This window comes from Bradyrhizobium sp. Ses1, from assembly GCF_059512365.1.
This window is the reverse complement of the sequence record NZ_JCAMOQ010000006.1, coordinates 14,910-34,190: the sequence shown is the minus strand read 5'-3', so window position 1 is coordinate 34,190 and position 19,281 is coordinate 14,910. Positions and strand designations below refer to the sequence as shown.

The 19,281-nt window shown below is 64.4% G+C and carries 16 protein-coding genes and 1 pseudogene; 7 read left to right on the top strand and 10 right to left on the bottom strand.

Annotated elements, in window-relative coordinates; genetic code table 11:
* Positions 1 to 822, top strand: coding sequence for a 3-methyl-2-oxobutanoate hydroxymethyltransferase (panB, locus tag AC5ZG5_RS09915; protein ID WP_456641707.1), 822 nt, complete (start codon positions 1 to 3; stop codon positions 820 to 822).
* A 4-nt stretch (positions 823 to 826) separates the two neighbouring features.
* Complete coding sequence (locus AC5ZG5_RS09910) at positions 827 to 2,419, top strand: class I adenylate-forming enzyme family protein (RefSeq protein ID WP_456641706.1); 1,593 nt, start codon at positions 827 to 829, stop codon at positions 2,417 to 2,419.
* A 258-nt stretch (positions 2,420 to 2,677) separates the two neighbouring features.
* Here AC5ZG5_RS09910 and AC5ZG5_RS09905 read toward each other — a convergent pair whose 3' ends face one another.
* Positions 2,678 to 3,121 carry an ester cyclase gene (locus AC5ZG5_RS09905; RefSeq protein WP_456641852.1) on the bottom strand — a complete coding sequence of 148 codons (444 nt, stop codon included), beginning with the start codon at positions 3,119 to 3,121 and terminating at the stop codon, positions 2,678 to 2,680.
* On the opposite strand from AC5ZG5_RS09905, the gene AC5ZG5_RS09900 reads away from it, so the two are divergent.
* From AC5ZG5_RS09900 to AC5ZG5_RS09880, 5 genes are all read left to right on the top strand, one after another.
* Positions 3,089 to 3,781, top strand: a complete 693-nt coding sequence (locus AC5ZG5_RS09900) for a hypothetical protein (protein WP_456641858.1) — start codon at positions 3,089 to 3,091, stop codon at positions 3,779 to 3,781. The two genes, AC5ZG5_RS09905 and AC5ZG5_RS09900, sit on opposite strands and share 33 nt — an antisense overlap.
* Positions 3,782 to 4,087: 306 nt before the next feature.
* Complete coding sequence (locus tag AC5ZG5_RS09895; protein ID WP_456641705.1) at positions 4,088 to 4,741, top strand: tetratricopeptide repeat protein; 654 nt, start codon at positions 4,088 to 4,090, stop codon at positions 4,739 to 4,741.
* 34 nt (positions 4,742 to 4,775) lie between these two features.
* Positions 4,776 to 5,357, top strand: a complete 582-nt coding sequence (locus tag AC5ZG5_RS09890) for a hypothetical protein (protein WP_208826904.1) — start codon at positions 4,776 to 4,778, stop codon at positions 5,355 to 5,357.
* 57 nt (positions 5,358 to 5,414) lie between these two features.
* Entirely contained in the window at positions 5,415 to 6,794 is a 1,380-nt protein-coding gene (gene der, locus AC5ZG5_RS09885) for a ribosome biogenesis GTPase Der (RefSeq protein ID WP_130230298.1), read from the top strand.
* Positions 6,791 to 8,038, top strand: coding sequence for a TCR/Tet family MFS transporter (locus AC5ZG5_RS09880; protein ID WP_456641704.1), 1,248 nt, complete (start codon positions 6,791 to 6,793; stop codon positions 8,036 to 8,038). The genes der and AC5ZG5_RS09880 overlap by 4 nt, the downstream gene beginning before the upstream one ends.
* A gap of 129 nt (positions 8,039 to 8,167) precedes the next feature.
* On the opposite strand, the gene AC5ZG5_RS09875 is transcribed toward AC5ZG5_RS09880, so the two are convergent.
* The 9 genes and pseudogenes from AC5ZG5_RS09875 to alr all read right to left on the bottom strand — a co-directional run bounded on the left by AC5ZG5_RS09875 (position 8,168) and on the right by alr (position 19,259).
* Positions 8,168 to 9,406 (bottom strand): ABC transporter substrate-binding protein, encoded by a 1,239-nt coding sequence (locus tag AC5ZG5_RS09875; protein ID WP_028166049.1) that lies wholly within the window; start codon positions 9,404 to 9,406, stop codon positions 8,168 to 8,170.
* Positions 9,407 to 9,530: 124 nt separating this feature from the next.
* Positions 9,531 to 10,655 (bottom strand): NHL repeat-containing protein, encoded by a 1,125-nt coding sequence (locus tag AC5ZG5_RS09870; protein ID WP_456641703.1) that lies wholly within the window; start codon positions 10,653 to 10,655, stop codon positions 9,531 to 9,533.
* Between the two features lie 171 nt (positions 10,656 to 10,826).
* Positions 10,827 to 11,567 (bottom strand): SDR family NAD(P)-dependent oxidoreductase, encoded by a 741-nt coding sequence (locus AC5ZG5_RS09865; RefSeq protein ID WP_456641702.1) that lies wholly within the window; start codon positions 11,565 to 11,567, stop codon positions 10,827 to 10,829.
* Between the two features lie 123 nt (positions 11,568 to 11,690).
* A complete protein-coding gene (purF, locus tag AC5ZG5_RS09860; protein WP_456641851.1) occupies positions 11,691 to 13,202 on the bottom strand; it encodes an amidophosphoribosyltransferase in 1,512 nt (503 codons plus the stop codon).
* Between the two features lie 62 nt (positions 13,203 to 13,264).
* Complete coding sequence (locus AC5ZG5_RS09855) at positions 13,265 to 13,894, bottom strand: CvpA family protein (RefSeq protein ID WP_028166053.1); 630 nt, start codon at positions 13,892 to 13,894, stop codon at positions 13,265 to 13,267.
* 174 nt (positions 13,895 to 14,068) lie between these two features.
* Positions 14,069 to 15,524, bottom strand: a pseudogene (radA, locus tag AC5ZG5_RS09850) (DNA repair protein RadA).
* A gap of 123 nt (positions 15,525 to 15,647) precedes the next feature.
* A complete protein-coding gene (locus tag AC5ZG5_RS09845; protein WP_456641701.1) occupies positions 15,648 to 16,373 on the bottom strand; it encodes a sulfite exporter TauE/SafE family protein in 726 nt (241 codons plus the stop codon).
* Between the two features lie 849 nt (positions 16,374 to 17,222).
* Positions 17,223 to 17,993, bottom strand: coding sequence for an exodeoxyribonuclease III (locus AC5ZG5_RS09840; protein WP_456641700.1), 771 nt, complete (start codon positions 17,991 to 17,993; stop codon positions 17,223 to 17,225).
* A gap of 33 nt (positions 17,994 to 18,026) precedes the next feature.
* Positions 18,027 to 19,259: an alanine racemase gene (alr, locus tag AC5ZG5_RS09835; RefSeq protein WP_456641699.1), complete on the bottom strand. Its 1,233-nt coding sequence runs from the start codon at positions 19,257 to 19,259 to the stop codon at positions 18,027 to 18,029.
* Positions 19,260 to 19,281: the final 22 nt, after the last annotated feature.

Sequence of the window (19,281 nt, the reverse complement as noted above, 5' to 3'; positions counted from 1 at the left end):
ATGTCCGTACAATCAGCCATCAAGCGCAAGACCGCACCCGATATCCGCGCCCGCAAGAACGGCGAGCCGATCGTGATGCTGACGTCGTATCACGCGCATACCGCGGCGCTGGTCGACCGCTACTGCGACGTCATCCTGGTCGGCGATTCTCTCGGCAACGTCATGCATGGGCTCGAGACTACTGTGCCCGTCACGCTGGAGATGATGATCCTGCAGGGGCGTGCTGTGATGCGCGGCTCCGAGCGCGCGCTTGTCGTGGTGGACATGCCGTTCGGCTCCTATGAGGCGTCAAAGGAGCAGGCGTTTCATTCCGCGGTGCGGATCTTGAAGGAGACCGAGTGCGGCGCGGTGAAGCTCGAAGGCGGCGCCCGCATGGCCGAGACCGTGGCGTTCCTGACCGAGCGCGGCATTCCCGTGATGGGCCATATCGGGCTGACGCCGCAATCGATCAATACGCTCGGCTCGTTTCGCGCGCAGGGGCGTGACGAGAAAGGCTGGGCGCCGATCGAGAACGACGCCAAGGCGATCGCGGAAGCCGGAGCCTTCTCGGTCGTGATCGAAGCGGTGGCCGAGCCGCTCGCGCGCAAGATCACGCAGGAGATCGCCATTCCCACCATCGGCATCGGCGCAAGCGCCGCCTGCGACGGCCAGGTGCTGGTGCTGGAGGACATGCTCGGACTGTCGCCGCGCACCCCGAAATTCGTCCGCCGCTACGGCAATCTCGGACCCTCGATCGAAGCGGCCATCGAAGGCTATGCCGCCGACGTCCGCGCGCGCAAATTCCCTGGGCCCGAGCATGTCTACGACATGAAAAAGAGCTAGCCAGATGGACTGGTCAGGCCATTCGATTCCGGACATGCGGCTTGAAGCGCGCTTCGGCGACCGCGTCGTGCCGGTGTTTTGCGAGCGGCCGAACAGCATCTGGGCAATGATATCGGACGCCGCCGCAAGAAACCCTGACGGCGAGGCGCTGATCTGCGGCGACAGGCGAATGACATGGCGCGAGGTCGTGCAGCAATCCGCGCAGGTCGCCGCCGGATTGCAGAAGCTCGGCCTGCGCGCCGGCGATCGTGTCGCGGTGCTGCTCGGCAATCGCATCGAATTCGTGCTGACGATGTTCGCCGCCGCGCATGCGGGCCTGGTGACCGTGCTGCTCTCGACCCGACAGCAGAAGCCGGAGATCGCCTATATCTTGAGTGACTGCGGCGCCAGGCTCCTGATCCACGAGGCAACGCTTGCCGCGCGTGTGCCGGACGCGGCCGATGTCCCCGCGCTGGAGCATCGGATTTCGGTCAGCGATGACAGCACCTCGCAATTCGCGGCACTGCTGGACAATGCGCCATCCGAAGCGCCCGCCATGGTCGGCGAAGAGGATACCGCGATGATCCTCTACACATCAGGCACCACGGGACGGCCGAAAGGCGCGATGCTCGCGCACTGCAACGTCATCCATTCCTCGATGGTGTTCGTGTCCGCCCTGAAGCTCACAGCAGTGGATCGCTCGATCGCGGCCGTGCCGCTGGCGCATGTCACCGGCGCGGTCGCCAATATCACGACCATGGCTTGCTGCGGCGGCGCGCTGATCATCATGCCCGAGTTCAAGGCGGCGGAATATCTGAAGGTCGCCTCCCGCGAGCGCGTCACCTACACCGTGATGGTGCCGGCGATGTACAATCTCTGCCTGCTGCAGCCGGATTTCGACAGTTACGATCTCTCGAGCTGGCGCATCGGCGGCTTCGGCGGCGCCCCGATGCCGGTCGCGACGATCGAGCGATTGGGCGCGAAATTGCCCGGACTGAAGCTCGCGAACTGCTACGGCGCCACCGAGACCACATCGCCCTCGACCCTGATGCCCGGCGAATTGACGGCTGCGCATATCGACAGCGTCGGCCTGCCGTGCCCCGGCGCGGAGATCATCGTGATGGACGGCAATCACCGCGAGCTGCCGCGCGGCGAGATCGGCGAGATCTGGATCCGCAGCGGCTCGGTTATCAAAGGCTACTGGAACAATCCGCAGGCGACCACGGAGAGCTTCACTGCCGGCTTCTGGCATTCCGGCGATCTCGGCTCAATCGACGAGCGCGATTTTGTCCGTGTGCTCGATCGCGCCAAGGACATGATCAACCGCGGCGGCCTGAAGATCTATTCCGCCGAAGTCGAGTCGGTGCTGGCAGGCCATCCCGCAGTCGTGGAGAGCGCGATCATCGCCAAGCCCTGTCCGGTGCTGGGCGAGCGCGTCCATGCGGTGGTGGTGACCCGCGACGAGGTTGGCGCAGAAGTTTTGCGCGCCTGGTGCGCCGAGCGGTTGTCCGACTACAAGGTGCCGGAAACAATGGCGATCACGCGCGATCCGCTGCCGCGCAACGCCAACGGCAAGGTGATCAAGCGACGGTTACGGGAAATGCTGGCGGGGCTATAGGGTGGGCAAAGCCAACGGGTCGCGCGAACGCGCGCCCCATGACAGGCTCCGCGTGCCCACCTCTTCTTGCATCGCTCTTGATGGTGGGCACGCTGCGCTTTGCCCACCCTACGCGACTGTAACAACGCCCACCGGTGTCGTCCCCGCGAAGGCGGGGACCCATAACCACAGGGAGGTGTTGTGGCGCGAGCGAGCAGTTGCAGCGGCGCACATCACAAGCGGCAGCGACGGCTATAGCTCAAGCCCGGGACGACGGCGTCATTGCGAGCGTCGCAACTGGGCTTCGATGGCCGGCTTATCTATGACCGACCAAACCTCCACGATCTTACCTTCCCGAAATTCGTAAATAACGTTCTCGGCGAACGAAACTCGTTTCCCGTCGATCTTGAGCCCGAGAAATTCTCCTTTCGGCGTGCAGTCGAAGAGCAGGCGGCTCGACACGTAAGGCGGCTCCGCGATCAAGAGCTGGATATTGAACGAGAGGTCCGGGATCTGCTGAAAGTCATTTTCGAGCATCTGGCGATAGCCTGACAATCCAATCTGCCGGCCATTGTGGCGTACGTCATCGTGGACGAACCGTCCCAAATTCGTCCAGTCCTGCGCGTTCAAGCAGGTGATGTAGTCTCGATAGACTTTGGAGAGATATTGCGGCGTCACGACAAACCTCCCTTGTCGCAGGTATCCGAGATCAATTGGTTCCATTGCCACCACGGTCACATCGCTGCCCTGCGAATGCGCTGTGGCTGTCAGGACAACCTTTACCCGGCCTGGCAGCCAAGGCATATTTCCCCAACGATTTTTAAGGGATTTCGCAAGGCGATGAACCGGGGAATCCAGCAGGTCGTTGGCGCCTATGTCAGACTGAAGAATGTGACGGCGCTGTTGGAGATGAAGGCTCACCGAAAGGAACTGCTCTCTCGGGCGCTTGACACGGATCAGTTCAGCCTCGCGCTATCACGTGATCTGTGCCAGCAGGATCTCGCCGCGATCGAAGACGGCGTCCAGGATATCTTGAAGGGTGGCACGCTGCGAGGTTACGTCGATCATATAAAGCCTCACACCATTGCTGGCTGGGCTCAGTGCGTCGACTATCCCGAAATCCCGCTTCGCGTGGAACTCTATTTTGACGGCAGACTGGTCGGTAGCATTCTGGCCGACCGCTATCGACAGGATCTCGAAAACGCCAATCTTGGAAGCGGCAACCACAGTTTCCAATTCAAACCCGATCAACACGCTTTCCTTGCGGCAGAACTGATCGAGGTTGCGGCGCCGGATGGCAAGCTCCTTCACGGGGGAACGTTGAAGCGGACAACTGCGGCGAGTGCGGACCAGCCGTTGCTCGCGCTCAATCCTTCACCGTAACCGATCTGGCCGGCTTTAGAGCATGGTCCGGAAAAGTGGGTGCCGGTTTTCCCTCGCGACAAACGCGAAGCGTTTGCGCGGAGATCATGCTCAATCAAAAAGATAGAGCGGGATGATGATTCGAAGAAAAATCATCACGCTCTGGGCTCTCCGAGAGCAGGCAGCCTTCCACCGTTAACGCTTTGATCCGCCTCGCTTTGCCTTGCCACCGCCATATCATTAAGGTAACGCCGCCGCGATGTGGGGATCGGGCGCGCCTGCCGCCTGAGCGTTTTGCTTCGCCCTCCGGGGATGGGATAGCCTTAAGTGTCTGAATTATTTAGTGAAGTCGACGAGGAACTACGTCGCGAGCAGCTCAAGAAGCTGTGGGACAAGTATTCGCTTCTGATCATTGCGGTCGCGATTCTGATCGTCGCCGGCGTCGGCGGCTGGCGCGGCTACGAATACCTCCAGGCCCAGAAGGCGGCCGAGGCGGGGGCTGCATTCGACCGGGCTGTCGAGCTGTCCGAACAGAACAAGCGCGCCGAGTCGGAGGCCGCTTTCGCCGACCTGGCTGCGAAGGCGCCGGCCGGTTACCGGGTGCTGGCGCGACTGCGGCTGGCTGCCGAAATCGCAGCCCGCGACCCGCAGGCGGCCGCGAAGATGTATGACGAGATCGCGGCCGACCGCAGCGTCGGTGTGGCGGATCAGGACCTGGCGCGGATCCGGGCCGCGCAATTGCTGCTGGAAACCGCGACCTACCAGAACATGCTGCAGCGGCTCGAGCCCGCCACCGCGGCGAACTCGACCTTCCGTCACACCGCGCGCGAGTTGCTGGCGTTATCGGCCTATCGTGCCAATGACGCGGCCGCGGCGCGGCAGTGGCTCGACCTGATCGCCAACGATGCCGAGACGCCGCCGAGCCTGCGCTCGCGCGCCGAGGCGCTGCAGGCGCTCCTGCCGCCTGTCGCCAAGAGCTGATTGAGAGGCTAACGAGTTGAGTGAGGGATTGCCCATGCGCCGCTCGCAACGTCTGATCGCAGCCGCTGTCGCCATTGCGCTTTGCAGCGTGCTGGCCGGCTGCGGGGGCGGCGGCCTCTCCAATTTCGACCCATCGGACCTGCTCGATTTCCTCGACACCAAGAAGAAGCTGCCGGGTGAGCGCAAGCCGGTGTTTCCGGATGGCGTGCCGGGCCTTGAGCAGGGCGTGCCGAAGGAGCTCTACAAGGGCTCGCAGCAACAGCAGATCGATGAGCAGAACGCGCAGGCTGCCGCCGCCGCTGCTCCGCCGCCACAGCCTCCGCCGGAGCAGGCGAAGTCGAAGCGGTCGGCCAAGGGCAGGGCGGCTGCCGCGAGCACGGCGCCCGCAGCCGAGCCGGCCGCCGCTGATCCTAATGCCGCACCGTCCGAGGAGGGCGCGGCCGCCGCACTGCCGCCGGAGCCGAAGGCAAAGAGGATGGCGCGCAAGCGCACCACCGCGCCGCCGCCCGATCAGACGACGGCCCAACCGGCCGCTCAGCCGGAACCCGCACAGCCCACGCAGCAATCCTCCGCACCATTCCCGGCTCCAATGCCGAGCGGCAGTTTTACGCGCTAGTTCCTGCTAGACTCTATTGACCGACACGCGTTTCCGCGAACAGCGCTTTGATGATCCATGTCCTTTACGATCGCCATCATCGGCCGGCCCAATGTCGGAAAGTCGACGCTGTTCAACCGTCTGGTCGGGCAGAAGCTCGCGCTGGTCGATGACGAGCCCGGCGTAACGCGCGACCGCCGCGAGGGGCAGGCGCGGCTCGGCGATCTCGAATTCACCATCATCGATACCGCCGGTCTCGACGAGGGCGCCAAGGGCTCGCTGACTGCGCGCATGCAGGAGCAGACTGAAACCGCGATCGGCCTTGCTGACGCGCTGATGTTCGTGATCGACGCGCGGGTGGGGCTGACGCCGACCGACCGCGCCTTCGCCGATTTCGCCCGCCGCGCCAACAAGCCGGTGGTGCTTGTCGCCAACAAGGCCGAGGGCAAACATGGCGAGCTCGGCGCGATGGAATCCTACGCGCTGGGCCTGGGCGATCCGGTGCAGATTTCCGCCGAGCACGGCGAGGGCATGGGCGAGCTTTATGACGCGCTGAGCGTGCTGATGCCGGCGCCCGCTGAAGACGACGACCTCGAGGATGATGCGCCTGAAACCGAGGAGGACGTCGCCAAACGTCCGATCCGCGTCGCCATCGTCGGCCGCCCCAACGCCGGCAAGTCGACGCTGATCAATCATCTCCTTGGCGAGGAGCGGCTCTTGACCAGTCCGGAAGCCGGCACAACGCGGGACTCCATTGCGGTCGAGATCAACTGGCAGGGCCGCGACTTCCGCCTGTTCGATACCGCGGGCTTGCGGCGGCGGTCGCGGATCGAAGAGAAGCTTGAGAAGCTCTCAGTCGCCGACGCGTTGCGCGCAGTGCGCTTCGCCGAAGTCGTCGTGCTGATGATGGACGCGCAGAACAAGTTCGAGGAGCAGGACCTGCGCATCGCCGATCTGGTCGAGCGCGAGGGCCGCGCGATCGTGCTCGCGGTCAACAAATGGGACCTGGTCGAGCGTAAGCCGAACCTGATCTCGGGCCTCCGCGCCGACGCCGATCATTGGCTGCCGCAGGTGAAGGGCGTGCCCATCGTTGCGGTGTCCGGGCTGATGGGCGAGGGCGTCGATCGCCTGATGAAGGCGATCGAGGAGGCCTATGCCACCTGGAACAAGCGCGTTCCCACCGCCGCGCTCAACCGCTGGTTCGAGCAGGCGATCGCGGCCAACCCGCCGCCCGCCGTCTCCGGCCGCAGGTTGAAGCTGAACTACATCACCCAGAACAAGGCGCGGCCGCCAAGCTTCGTGCTGTTCTGCTCGCGCGCCGACGCCGTGCCGCAATCCTATTTGCGCTATCTCACCAACTCGCTGCGCGAGACCTTTGACCTGCCGGGCACGCCGGTGCGCATCACGCTGCGCGAAAAAGCCAATCCGTTCGCCCACAAGCGCAAGCGGCCGTCATGAGCGAAAAGACGGCCGTCATCGATGCCCCGCCGAGGCGGAGCGGCGCCGCGATCTTCATCTTCGGCACCGTCCTGCTCGACATGCTGGCGCTCGGCGTTGTCATTCCGATCCTGCCGAAACTGATCGAGGGCTTCGTCGACAATGATACGGCGAGCGCCGCGCGCATCTTCGGCCTGTTCGGCACCGCCTGGGCGTTGATGCAATTACTCTTCTCGCCGATCCTCGGCGGATTGTCCGACAGGTTCGGGCGGCGTCCGGTGGTGCTATTGTCGAACTTCGGTCTTGCCGCCGACTATGTGCTGATGGCGCTGGCGCCATCGCTGGTCTGGCTGTTCATCGGCCGCCTGATTTCGGGCATCACCTCGGCAAGCATCTCGACCGCTTTTGCCTACATCACCGACGTCACCGCGCCGGAGCAGCGCGCCGCCATGTTCGGCAAGATCGGCGTCGCCTTCGGTGCCGGTTTCATCCTGGGGCCGGCGCTTGGGGGTCTGCTCGGCGGCTTCGATCCGCGATTGCCGTTCTGGGTTGCGGCGGGCTTGAGCTTTGCCAACGGACTCTATGGCCTCTTGATCCTGCCGGAGTCGCTGCCGCGAGAGCGGCGTTCGCCGTTCCGCTGGAAGAGCGCCAATCCGGTCGGCGCGTTGCATCTATTGGGCTCGGACCGCGTGCTCGCAGGGCTCTCGTTGGCGAATTTCTTCGCGCAGCTCGCCCATGTCGTGCTGCCCTCGACCTACGTGCTCTATGCGACCTATCGCTACGGCTGGGACACCGCCACCGTCGGCGCGACGCTTGCGCTGGTCGGCCTCTGCCAGATGATCGTGCAGGGCGCGGCGATCGGCCCGATCGTCAAGCGCTTCGGCGAGCGGCGCGCGTTGTTGTTCGGGCTCGCCTGTGGCGCGATCGGCTTTCTGATTTTCGCGAGCGCGCCGACCGGAGCGCTGTCCTGGTTCGGCATTCCCGTGATGGCGCTATGGGGCGTGGCGGGCGCGGCGCTCCAGGCGTTGATGACGCAGCTTGTTGCGCCCGACCAGCAGGGCCAGCTCCAGGGCGCCACCACCAGTGTGCAGAGCGTGTCCCAGCTCGTGGGTCCGTTCCTGTTCACGCTGACATTCGCGTATTTCATCGGCACAAGCGCGCCGTTCAAATTGCCGGGCGCGCCGTTCTTCCTCGCCGCAGCATTGTTGCTGCTGGCGCTATTGGTTGCGTCGCTGACGCTCGCGAGGAAAGCGCAGGCTTCGTAGGGTGGGCAAAGCCAACGGGTCGCGCGAACGCGCGCCCGATGACAGGCTCCGCGTGCCCACCATCGCGAGCACAGCAGGCGATGGTGGGCACGGCGCTTCGCGCCTTTGCCTACCCTACGCATCACGCCATTACTTCTTCACCAGCGGGCACTCGCTGGCTTCCAGCGGCTTGGCCGCGTCTTCCGGCGCGATGGTGGCGATCAGCTTGTAATAGTCCCAGGGATATTTGGACTCTTCCGGCTTCTTCACCTCGAACAGATAGGCCGGGATGATGCGGCGGCCGTCGATGCGCAGCGGGCCCTTGCCGAACAGGGGATCGTCGGTCGGCAGTTCCTTCATCTTGACGACGGTCTTGGCGCCGTCATGCGGGTTGCCGCCCATCGCTTCCAGCGCCTTCAGATAGTGCAGGGTGGCCGCGTAATTGCCGGCGACCGTCATCGACGGCATCATGCCCTTCGGCGACACCTTGGCGAAACGCTTCGACCATTCGCGGGTCTTGTCGTTCAAATCCCAGTAGAAGGATTCCGTAAACGTCAGGCCCTGCGCGGTCTTCAGGCCGAGCGAATGCACGTCGGTGATGAACAGCAGGAGTGCCGCAAGCTTCTGGCCGCCGGAGACGATGCCGAACTCCGACGCCTGCTTGATCGAGTTCGTGGTGTCACCGCCGGCATTCGCGAGCCCGACCACCTTCGCCTTCGAGGACTGCGCCTGCAGCAGGAAGGAGGAGAAGTCGGAGGTGTTGAGCGGATGCTTCACGCTGCCCAGCACCTTGCCACCATTGGCGAGAACGACCGCGGTGGTGTCGCGCTCCAGCGCATGGCCGAAGGCGTAGTCGGCGGTGAGGAAGAACCAGCTATCGCCGCCGGCCTTGGTCAGCGCCTTGCCGGTGCCGTTGGCGAGCATGTAGGTGTCGTAGGTGTAGGAGATCGTGTTCGGCGTGCAGGCCTTGCCGGTGAGATCGGCGGTGGCCGCGCCCGAGTTGAGCAGCACCGCATTCTTCTCCTTGACGAGGTTGCTGACCGCGAGCGCGACGCCCGAGTTCGGCGTGTCGACGATGACGTCGACCTTCTCATTATCGATCCATTGCCGGGCGATGTTGACGCCGACATCAGGCTTGTTCTGGTGATCGCCGCTCAGCACCTCGATCTTCCAGCCCTTGTTACGCAGGCCGGAATCCTCGACCGCCATGTTGACCGCGGCGACCGAATTGGCGCCGCCGATGTCGGCGTAAAGGCTCGACATGTCGTTCAACACGCCGATCTTGACGGTTTTGTCTTGAGTTTTGTCTTGGGCGAAAGCCGGGGTCGCAAGACCCAATCCGGCGCAAGCGAATAGCGCGGCGTAGCGCCGCGCGCGCGTCGTTTTCATGTGTTCCCTCCTGTTAATGCCGGCGCGGCCCTCTTTTTTTGGGGCCTTTCACCAGCGGCGCGGTCGGGGGTGACCCGATCCTCAGGTTCCCGCTTATCCTGTCTCGCGCCTTCCGGCAATGCGCTTATCGTAGCGCATCGGAGCTCAGTTTGAATTTCTGGATGCGCTTGGCGTTGTCGACCTCGGCCGTATAGACGTTGCCCTTGGCGTCGACGGCCATGGCGTGGACCCAGTGGAATTGCCCGGCATTGCGGCCGCTGCGGCCGAAACTGCCGACGACCGTGCCATCGTCGCGCCTGATGATCCGGATCTCGTTGTTCTCGCCGTCCGCGCTCAAGAGATATGTTTGGTTCGGATCGGGCCAGAGCGCGATGTCCCATACCGCTCCGTTGCCGAGCGTATTCTTTTCAAAGAACCACTCTTTGACGAAGGTCCCATCCTTCTTGAACACCTGGATACGGTTGTTGATGCGGTCGCAGACATAGACCAGCCCGTCACCCGCGAGCTTCACGCAGTGCACGGGATTGCCGAATTGTTGGGCAATCGGCGCCTTGGGATCGTAGGCGGCCTGCTTGTCGTCATCAGGCTTGTTGCCATAGGCGCCCCAGTGCCGCTTGTAGGCGCCGCTCGTGGCGTCGAACACGATCACGCGGCGGTTGCCGTAGCCATCGGCGACGTAGATCTCGTTGGCCGCCTTGTCGATGGCGGTCTCCGCGGGCTTGCCGAGCTGGGTGGTGTCGTTAGAGCCCTTGCTCGGCGCGATCTTGCCGATCTGGGAGACGAACTTGCCGTCGAGCGTGAATTTCAGGATCGCGTTGTCGTTGTCGGCATTGCCGCCGACCCAGACGAAGCCGCGCTCGTCGACCTCGATGCCGTGCTCGCGGCCGACCCATTCATAGCCTTCGCCGGGCCCGCCCCAGGCGCGCAACAGATTGCCGTCGGCGTCGAACTCGAGCACCGGCGGTGCGGGGACGCAGCATTTCGAACGCGGCGGATTGAGCGTTGCGCCTTTCTCGTCATCGGTCAGCGAGCGCGGGCGATGGATCACCCAGATATGGCCCTGCCAGTCGACGGTGATGCCGCCGACCTGTCCGAGGATCCAGTTGTTCGGCAATGGCTTCGGCCAGGCTGCATCGACCGCGAAGGCCGGAATGTCGCCGGCATGCGACGGCGCTGACAGGCAGAAGCAGGCGATGCAGCTTAAGATGAATCCGAAAAGGGTGCGCGCGCGATTGAGCCTCGCCGTCATGGTTGCCTCCCGAGATTTTTCTTGGCGGTTTGCCCGCTCAGGTAGCAGTCAATCGCGCCGAGGGAGTTGAGTCAATCGCCCGTCATTGCGAGCGGAGCGAAGCAATCCATAGCGCCACAAGTGGAGGTGCGGATTGCTTCGTCGCCGCGCTCCTCGCAATGACGGAGAAAATCACGCCGGCGGATGGAAGCTCATCAGCTTGCGCGAGGGATAATCGTAGAACTTGCCGGTCTCCGTCCACTCCGGCGAACACATCGGCACGATGAACTCCGCCGCCTGCTCGGGCGTATCGAGATCCCTCGGGTCTTCGCCCGGAAACACGGCGGCGCGCATACGGGTGCGGATCGGGCCGGGGCTGAACAGGTTGACGCGCAACTTTGTGCTCGCGGTCTCGTTGGCCCAGACGCGCACCAACGTTTCCAGGGCGGCCTTGGACGTCGCATAGGGGCCGAGATAGGCGAGTGCCTTGTTGGCTGCACCCGAGGTGATGAACACCGCGCGTCCGGCGTCCGACACTTTCAGGAGTGGCTCCATGCAGCGGATGAGCTGGAAGTTGGCGGTCACGTTGACCGCCATCACGTCGTTCCACGATTTCAGATCGATGTGGCCGAGCGGCGAGGAGGGACCGGCGACGCCGGCATTGCCGATGAAAATGTCGAGCTTCCCATGGCGCTCATGCAGCGCTGCGCCGAGGCGGGCGATGCCGTCGGAATCGGTGAGGCTGAGCGGCACCAGCGTGGCGCTGCCGCCGCTTTGCCGGATCTCGTCGTCGAGCTCCTCGAGCCCTCCTTGCGTCCGCGCCACCGCCACGATATGCGCGCCGGCCTTGGCCAGCGCGAGCGCGGTGGCATAGCCGATGCCGCGCGAGGCGCCGGTGACGAGGGCGATGCGGGACGCGAGGGGTTTTGTCATGGTTGTCCAAGTGTTCGTCATGGCCGGGCTTGTCCCGGGCATCCACGTGTTCTTGGCGCGGTATTACAGACGTGGATGGCCGGGACAAGCCCGGCCATGGCGGTGCAGGAGCGATAGTCTCTCTCAGCTCGCCTCCGCCAGCAGCGACAATTGCCGTGGCTGCGGCTCGGTTTCGCTGTGGTCGGTGAGGTGGGTGGGGTAGGCGCCCGTGAAGCAGTGGTCGGCGAATTTCGGGTTGGCGGGATCGCGGCCGTCGGGATAGCCCATGGCGCGATACATGCCGTCGATCGACAGGAAGGCCAGCGAGTCCGCGCCGATGATGTCGCGCATTTCCTCCAGCGTATGCGTCGCCGCCAAGAGGCCGCCGCGGTCGGGCAGGTCGATGCCGTAATAGTCGGGATAGAGGATCGGCGGCGAAGCGAGGCGGAAGTGCACTTCGAGGGCGCCGGCGTCGCGCATCATGCGCACGATCTTCTTCGAGGTGGTGCCGCGCACCAGCGAGTCGTCGATCAGGAGGATGCGCTTGCCCTCGATCGCGGCGCGGTTGGCCGAATGCTTCATGCGCACGCCGAGCTCGCGCACGCTCTGGGTCGGCTGGATGAAGGTGCGGCCGACATAGTGGTTGCGGATGATGCCAAGCTCGAACGGCACGCCGGAATACTGGCTGTAGCCGACCGCGGCTGGTACGCCGGAGTCTGGCACCGGCACGACGACGTCGATATCCGGATGGTTCTCGCGCGCAAGCTGCGCGCCGAATGCCTTGCGGACCTCATAGACCGAACGGCCGCCGACGATGGAGTCGGGCCGCGAGAAATAGATGTATTCGAAGATGCAGGGCCGTGGCGGCTTCGGCGGGAACGGCTTGTGCGTGTGCGCGCCTTCCTCATCGAACACGATGATCTCGCCGGGCTCGATGTCGCGGACATATTTGGCGCCGATCATGTCGAGCGCGCAGGTCTCCGAGGTCAGGATCGGCCGGCCGTCGAGGTCGCCGAGCACGAGCGGCCGGATGCCGAGCGGATCGCGCGCGCCGACCAGCTTCTTGTTGGTCAGCGCGACCAGCGAATAGGCGCCCTCGATCGCGCGCAGCGCCTCGATGAAGCGATCGACAAAATGGCTGCGTTTGGACTGCGCCACCAGGTGCAGGATCACCTCGGTGTCGGTGGTCGATTGCATCATCGCGCCGTTCTTGACGAGCTCGCGGCGCAGCGACAGCCCGTTGGTGAGGTTGCCGTTATGGCCGACCGCAAAGCCGCCGGCGTTGAGCTCGGCGAACAACGGCTGCACGTTGCGCAGGATGGTGGCGCCGGTGGTGGAATAGCGGACATGGCCGACCGCGGTCGAGCCGGGCAGGCGTTCGATCACTTCGCGGCGGGAGAAGGTGTCGCCGACCAGGCCGAGCCGTCGCTCAGAGTGGAAGCGGCTGCCGTCGAAGGTGACGATGCCGCAAGCTTCCTGGCCGCGATGCTGGAGGGCGTGCAATCCGAGCGCCGTGATGGTGGCGGCTTCGGGGTGACCGAAAATGCCGAACACGCCGCACTCCTCGCGTAGCGTGTCGCCTTCCAGATCATCCTGCAATTCGATGGACCCGGAGTACGGGTCAAGCTGCTCGGCGTGATCGGAAGGGGATTGCATCGCGTTCATCGCCTTTCTTTGTAGCCTGTGCGGGATTTAGCCCAACAAGCCTAAGCCAAGGTTTAACGGCCCGCAGGTTTTTCGATCAGCTTTTTAAGGCTGTCGCGGGCAGGTTTACTATAGCCATCGCCCGACGCCGGCGCGGTGGGTTCGGCGTCAGTCTGATCGTCTTCCGGTTTGTTTTTCTTGAACCGCTTTAAGATGGTGTTCTCGGGGTCATCAGGCAAGAGCGACATCAGCCAATCCCCGGTTCCTTGCAGCACCACGCGGGATTTTGCGCCCGTCACCCAGTCCGGCCGCTGCTTGTCAGGAACCAGCCAGCTGAAGAACAGGAAGGCGACGACCACGATCAGGAGCCCGCGCGCCAGCCCGAACAGGAAGCCGAGCGTGCGGTCGAGCGCGCCGATACGTGAATCCAGGATCATGTCGGAAATCCGCACCGTGATGATGGACACCACGATCAGGGTACCGATGAACGTGCCGGCGACCACGACGACGGCGGCGACCGTGTCGTTGTTGAAGTAAGTTTTGGCGGTCGGCAAAAGCTTCGAGAAAGCATAGAGCGTGACCAGCGCCGCCGCGCCCCAGGCCGCGATCGACAGGATCTCGCGCATGAAGCCGCGCACCATCGCAAGCAGGCCCGAGATCAGCATCACCGCGAGCAGGACGAGATCGAGGATCGTTATCGGCATCGGGTGGTCAGGTCCGCTCGTTCTTCTTACGGGTCGTGCAGGGCTCGGCCGCCGCGAATCGGCGTTTCGGTTCCGTGCTAGCTGAGGGGCTTATAGCGTCTCCGGCAAGGCCGGAAAGCGCCTGTCCCACGCGGCGGGATGTATAGCGGCGAGGGCCGTCAAGGTCACCCCGCTTTAGCCCTTCTCACGACGGAATCGGGCCGGTGTGGCATTTTTCTCAACGGGTTCAGCGTCCCGTTGAGCCTTGGTTGCCCCTCGGCGTGCCGCGGGCGGCGATCTCGGCGACCAGCGTGGTCAATCCGCCGACCGAGTTCAGGGTAAGGCCGGCATCGCCGCCGTCGCCGCGGGCCGATTCGGGCAGCACGGCCCGGCCAAACCCGAGTTTTGCTGCTTCCTTCAGCCTGGCTGAGGTCTGCGCCACCGGCCGGACCGCGCCCGACAGCGAAATCTCGCCGAAATAAACTGCATCCGTCGGCAGGGGAGCGTTGACGAGAGAGGATACCAGCGCTGCGGCGGCGGCAAGATCGGCGGCCGGTTCCTGGATGCGCAAGCCGCCTGCGACGTTCAGGTAGACGTCATGACCGGAGAGTTTCACGCCGCAATGGGCCTCCAGCACTGCCAGTACCATCGACAGCCGGCTCGGGTCCCAGCCGACCACTGCGCGCCGCGGCGTGCCGAGCGTGGTCGGCGCCGCCAACGCCTGCAGTTCCACCAGCACCGGGCGGGTGCCCTCGATCCCGGCAAACACGGCGGTGCCGGGGCTGCCGAGATCGCGCTCGGAAAGGAACAATTCGGAGGGGTTCGAGACCTCACGCAGGCCGAGCCCGGTCATCTCGAACACCCCGATCTCGTCGGTCGGGCCGAAGCGGTTCTTGACCGCGCGGAGGATGCGGAACTGCTGCGAGCCTTCGCCCTCGAACGACAGCACCGCGTCGACCATGTGCTCGACCACGCGGGGGCCCGCGATCTGGCCATCCTTGGTGACGTGCCCGACCAGGATGATGGCGGCGCCGGTCTTCTTGGCGAAACGAATCAGCGCCTGCGCCGAGGCGCGGACCTGGGTCACCGTGCCGGGCGCGGATTCGACGGTGTCGGTCCACATGGTCTGGATCGAATCGATCACGATCAGGCGCGGCACGGTGCCTTCTGACAGCGTCGAGACGATATCCTCCACGGACGTCTCGGAGGCGAGCTGCACCGGCGCATTCGCAAGCCCGAGCCGCTCGGCGCGCAGCCGCACCTGCGCCACCGCCTCTTCGCCCGAGATGTAGACCGCGCGGTGCCCGGCGCGCGCCATCATGCTGGTCGCCTGTGTCAGCAGCGTCGACTTGCCGATGCCAGGATCACCGCCGACCAGCAGCACCGACCCGCGCACGAAGCCGCCGCCGGTGACGCGGTCCAGCTCGGTCATCCCGGAGGAGAGGCGGGGAGCGTCGTTGCTCTTGCCGGAAAGCGACTCCAGCGCAAACGTCCGCCCCTTGCGCTTGGAGCGGATCGACACCGGCACATTGCCAGTCGAGTCCTCCTCCGCCAGCGTATTCCACTCGCCGCAGGCGTCGCACTTCCCCTGCCAGCGATTATACGCCGCGCCGCAATTCTGGCAGACAAAGGAGAGGGTGGATTTGGCCATCTGAATGCTTGAGTCGCTGCTTCGCGTACCGTGCATAGCACGGTTACGCCTGACGGCACGAACCCTCAATCATTGGCCGCTTTGGCGCGATATTGCTTGCGGTGGCTTTGGCAGGCGGCAATTCTAGTGAGTTGCCGCCGACCACAAGAGCGACGCTCCGGCCACAAGCATGATGCCGTCCATCACGAGGCGGAAGACGTCAGGTTCAAGCCGCAGCACGAAGCGCTTTGCAATGAAGGCGCCGGCCATCAGCGACGAGCCGGCGATCAAGCCTTTGAGGGCGACGTCAGGCGTCAGCGCACCGAAATGTCTGAACGTCACCGACTTGCTCACATAGAGACCGAGCGAGCTTGCGGCCTCTGTGGCAAGGAAGGCGCCCTTGGTGAGGCCATAGAACAGGAACAGCGGCACGCTCAAAGGTCCGGTGGAGACGACGATGCCCGTGAGATAGCCGATGATGGCGCCGCCTACAGCGAGATGCCACAACTGCGCTTTCAGTTGATGCCGCGCCAGCCAGTGCCGTAGTGGTGCCATCGCGATCAGGAACAGGCCGATCGCGATATCGACGGCGCGAGAGGGCAGCGCCAAGAGCGTACGCGCGCCGAGCGCCGCGGCCGGAATGCCGGTGATGGAGTAGGCGGCACAAGCGCGCCAATCGACCTCGCGCCACCAGGCCAGGATGCGCGAAAGATTCGCCATCACCGCGGCGACCGCCATGATCGGCACCGCCTGCTTCGGCCCGAACTGATAGATCAGCACCGGCATCAGCATGATCGACGATCCCGTGCCGACGATGCCCGAAAGGGTTCCGGCAATCAGGCCGACGATGAGGACGAAGAGGTAGCCCACGAGATGGTGTCCGCGACTTGTTAGGGGGAGACAGAGTAGCGCCTTTCGGGAGGTTGCGTCCTAAAGACTCCGACGTCATTCCGGGGCGCGCCCCTTCGCGCGAACCCGGAATCCATCGGGCTGCGGGCGCAGGTGGAGCAATGGATTCCGGGCTCGCCGCTTCGCGACGCCCCGGAATGACGGCGGAGAAAAATTCGCCAGCAATTCCAATGTGATTTGCCCTGTCCACTCCTCACGCGAAAAATAAACCGCTTAACCCGTCGGGCAAATCAGTGATTTAACTCCGCGCGTCTCACGGCGAATGAGGGGCGGGTCGCGATCGTCACGAACGTTGCGGTGAGATGCGGTGGACGCGGGTATCACGACTGACGAGCGTGACATCAGCGGACGGCGAAGTCGTGTGGTCCTGGCGCCCCGACGCTGGCGCTAAGCTTCGTGCGAACAAGTTCGCACGAGGTGATGGTGGCAAGAAAGCCCGGTCACCAGGGAGAGCGCGAAGGAAACCGTAAAACCATCGCGCAGGGAAAGCCGGAATGCTTCGGTTGAACCTGTGGTCCTACCCCCGTGCTTTTTGTTGCAGGGGACCCATGGGTGCAACCGGCACCCGGCTTTCCCTGCGCCCTCTGTTCGATTAGAGGGTGAAACGAGACGCAAAACTCGGGCACATCATGCCGCGAGAACGCGGACTGACATCCGTCCGCTGTTTGAAAATTGAATCCGAACCCCACGCTGGGTCGGTGCGAGGCGTGAGAGAATCGTAGGATGGGTAGAGCGCAGCGAAACCCATCGCGATGGAGCGATGGGCGTGAAGGATGGGTTTCGCTCCGCTCTACCCATCCTACGGCACGATCACCGCAGCACGATCCACGCCGGAGCGTGGTCGCTCGCGCCTTGGTCGCCTCTGACGTCGCGGTCGACGCCGGCTTTCGTCAGACGCGGCGCCAGCACAGGACTGAGCAACAGATGATCAAGTCTCAGCCCCGCATCGCGCGGCCAGCGATTGCGCTTGTAGTCCCAGAAGGTGAACATCGGCTTTGCCGGATGCAGCGTGCGGATCGCGTCGCACCAGCCCTGATCGACCAGCGCCTTGAACGCGGCGCGGCTCTTCGGCTGGATCAATGCATCCTTGTCCCAGGAGCGCGTCGGATAGATGTCGAGCTCGGTCGGCGCGACGTTGTAGTCGCCGGCGAGCACGACCGGGACATCCTCTTTGAGAAGCTTCGCGGCATGCGCGCGCAATCGCCTGAACCAGGCAAGCTTGTAGTCGAATTTCGGCCCGGGCTGCGGGTTGCCGTTCGGCAGATAGAGGCTGGTGACGATGATGCCCTTGACCGCGGCCTCGATATAGCGCGCCTCATGATCGGTGCGATCGCCGGGCAGGGCGGTGCGGATCAACACCGGCTCGGCTTTTCGCGCGAGGATCGCAACGCCGTTCCAGGTCTTCTGCCCGTGCCACACCGCGCCATAGCCGGCCTTTTCGATTGCGGCAGTCGGAAACTCGCTATCGGTCGCCTTCAATTCCTGCAGGCTGACGGCATCGGGTTTTGCCGCGCGCAGCCAGTGCAAGAGGTTCGGCAGGCGGCGGTTGATGTTATTGATGTTGAAGGTCGCGATCTTCATGCGTCGAGACGACCGCGATCCGTTCTGACCCGATCAGGTCGGCCTGTTGCCGGAGTCGGCGGGCGGGGGCGGCGGCTCCTCCGCGGGATTGCCGCCCTTGTAGATGCGCGCATAACGCGGTCCGAGGCTGGTCAGCACCTCATAGCCGATGGTGCCGAAATGATGCGCTGTTTCGTCGACCGTGATGCCTTCGCCGATCAGCGTGACCATGTGGCCGCGCCGCACGGCATTCTTGTCGAGTTCGGTGATGTCGACGGCGATCAGGTCCATCGAGATGCGGCCGGCGATCGGACAGCGCTTGCCGGCGACCACAACGTCGGCGCCGCGGGTGCCGTCGTTCGAGCTCGCGGCGCGGAAATAGCCGTCGGCATAGCCGACCGAGATGACCGCCAGTCGCGTCGGCCGCCGCGCGGTCCAGGTGCCGCCATAGCCGACGGTCTCGCCGCGATCGATGTGGCGGATCTGCACGATGCGGGCCTTGAGATCGACCACCGGCCGCATCGGGTTGTCGGCCTCGGGCGTCGGGTTGACGCCGTAGAGCGCCGCTCCCGGCCGCACCAGATCGAACTGGAATTGGGGACTGAGGAAAATGCCGGAGGAATTCGCAAGCGACGCCGGCACGCCGGTGAACAGGCTCGCGATCTCGCGGAAGGCCGCAAGCTGTTTGGCATTGATCGGGTTGTTGAGCTGCTCGGCGGCGACGAGGTGGCTCATCACCAGCGTGATGCCGTGGTCGCCGGCATTGATGCGCGGGATGATGCCCTGCGCCTCGTTGATTGTGAACCCGAGCCGGTTCATGCCGGTGTCGATGTGAATAGCGGCGCCGCCCGACCAGCCGGAGCGACGGCAGAACACGTCCCATTCGGCGAGTTCGTTGAGGTCGCCGATCACGGGCTGGCAGTCGAACTTGGCGTAGCTGTCGCCGGTGTTCTGGAAGAAGCCGCCGAGCGCATAGATGGTGGCGGACGGCACCGCCTCGCGCACGGCGCGCGCCTCTTCGATATTGGCGACGAAGAACGTCTTGCAGCCGGCGCCAGCCAATGCCCGCGAAACCTGCGCAGCGCCGCAGCCATAGCCGTCGGCCTTCACGACGGCGCCGCATTCGGCCGGAACCGCTGCTTTCTCGAGCCTGCGCCAGTTGGCGATGATGGCGTCGAGATCGACGGTCAGGACGCCGGTGGCGGTCGGAGGCACCGCGAGCTGGTTTGCGTCGGACGCAAGTTGTGCGCCCTGCGGGATCGATTTCGGATCGGAAGCGACGTTCATGGCGCCGTTTTACGCGGGCGGC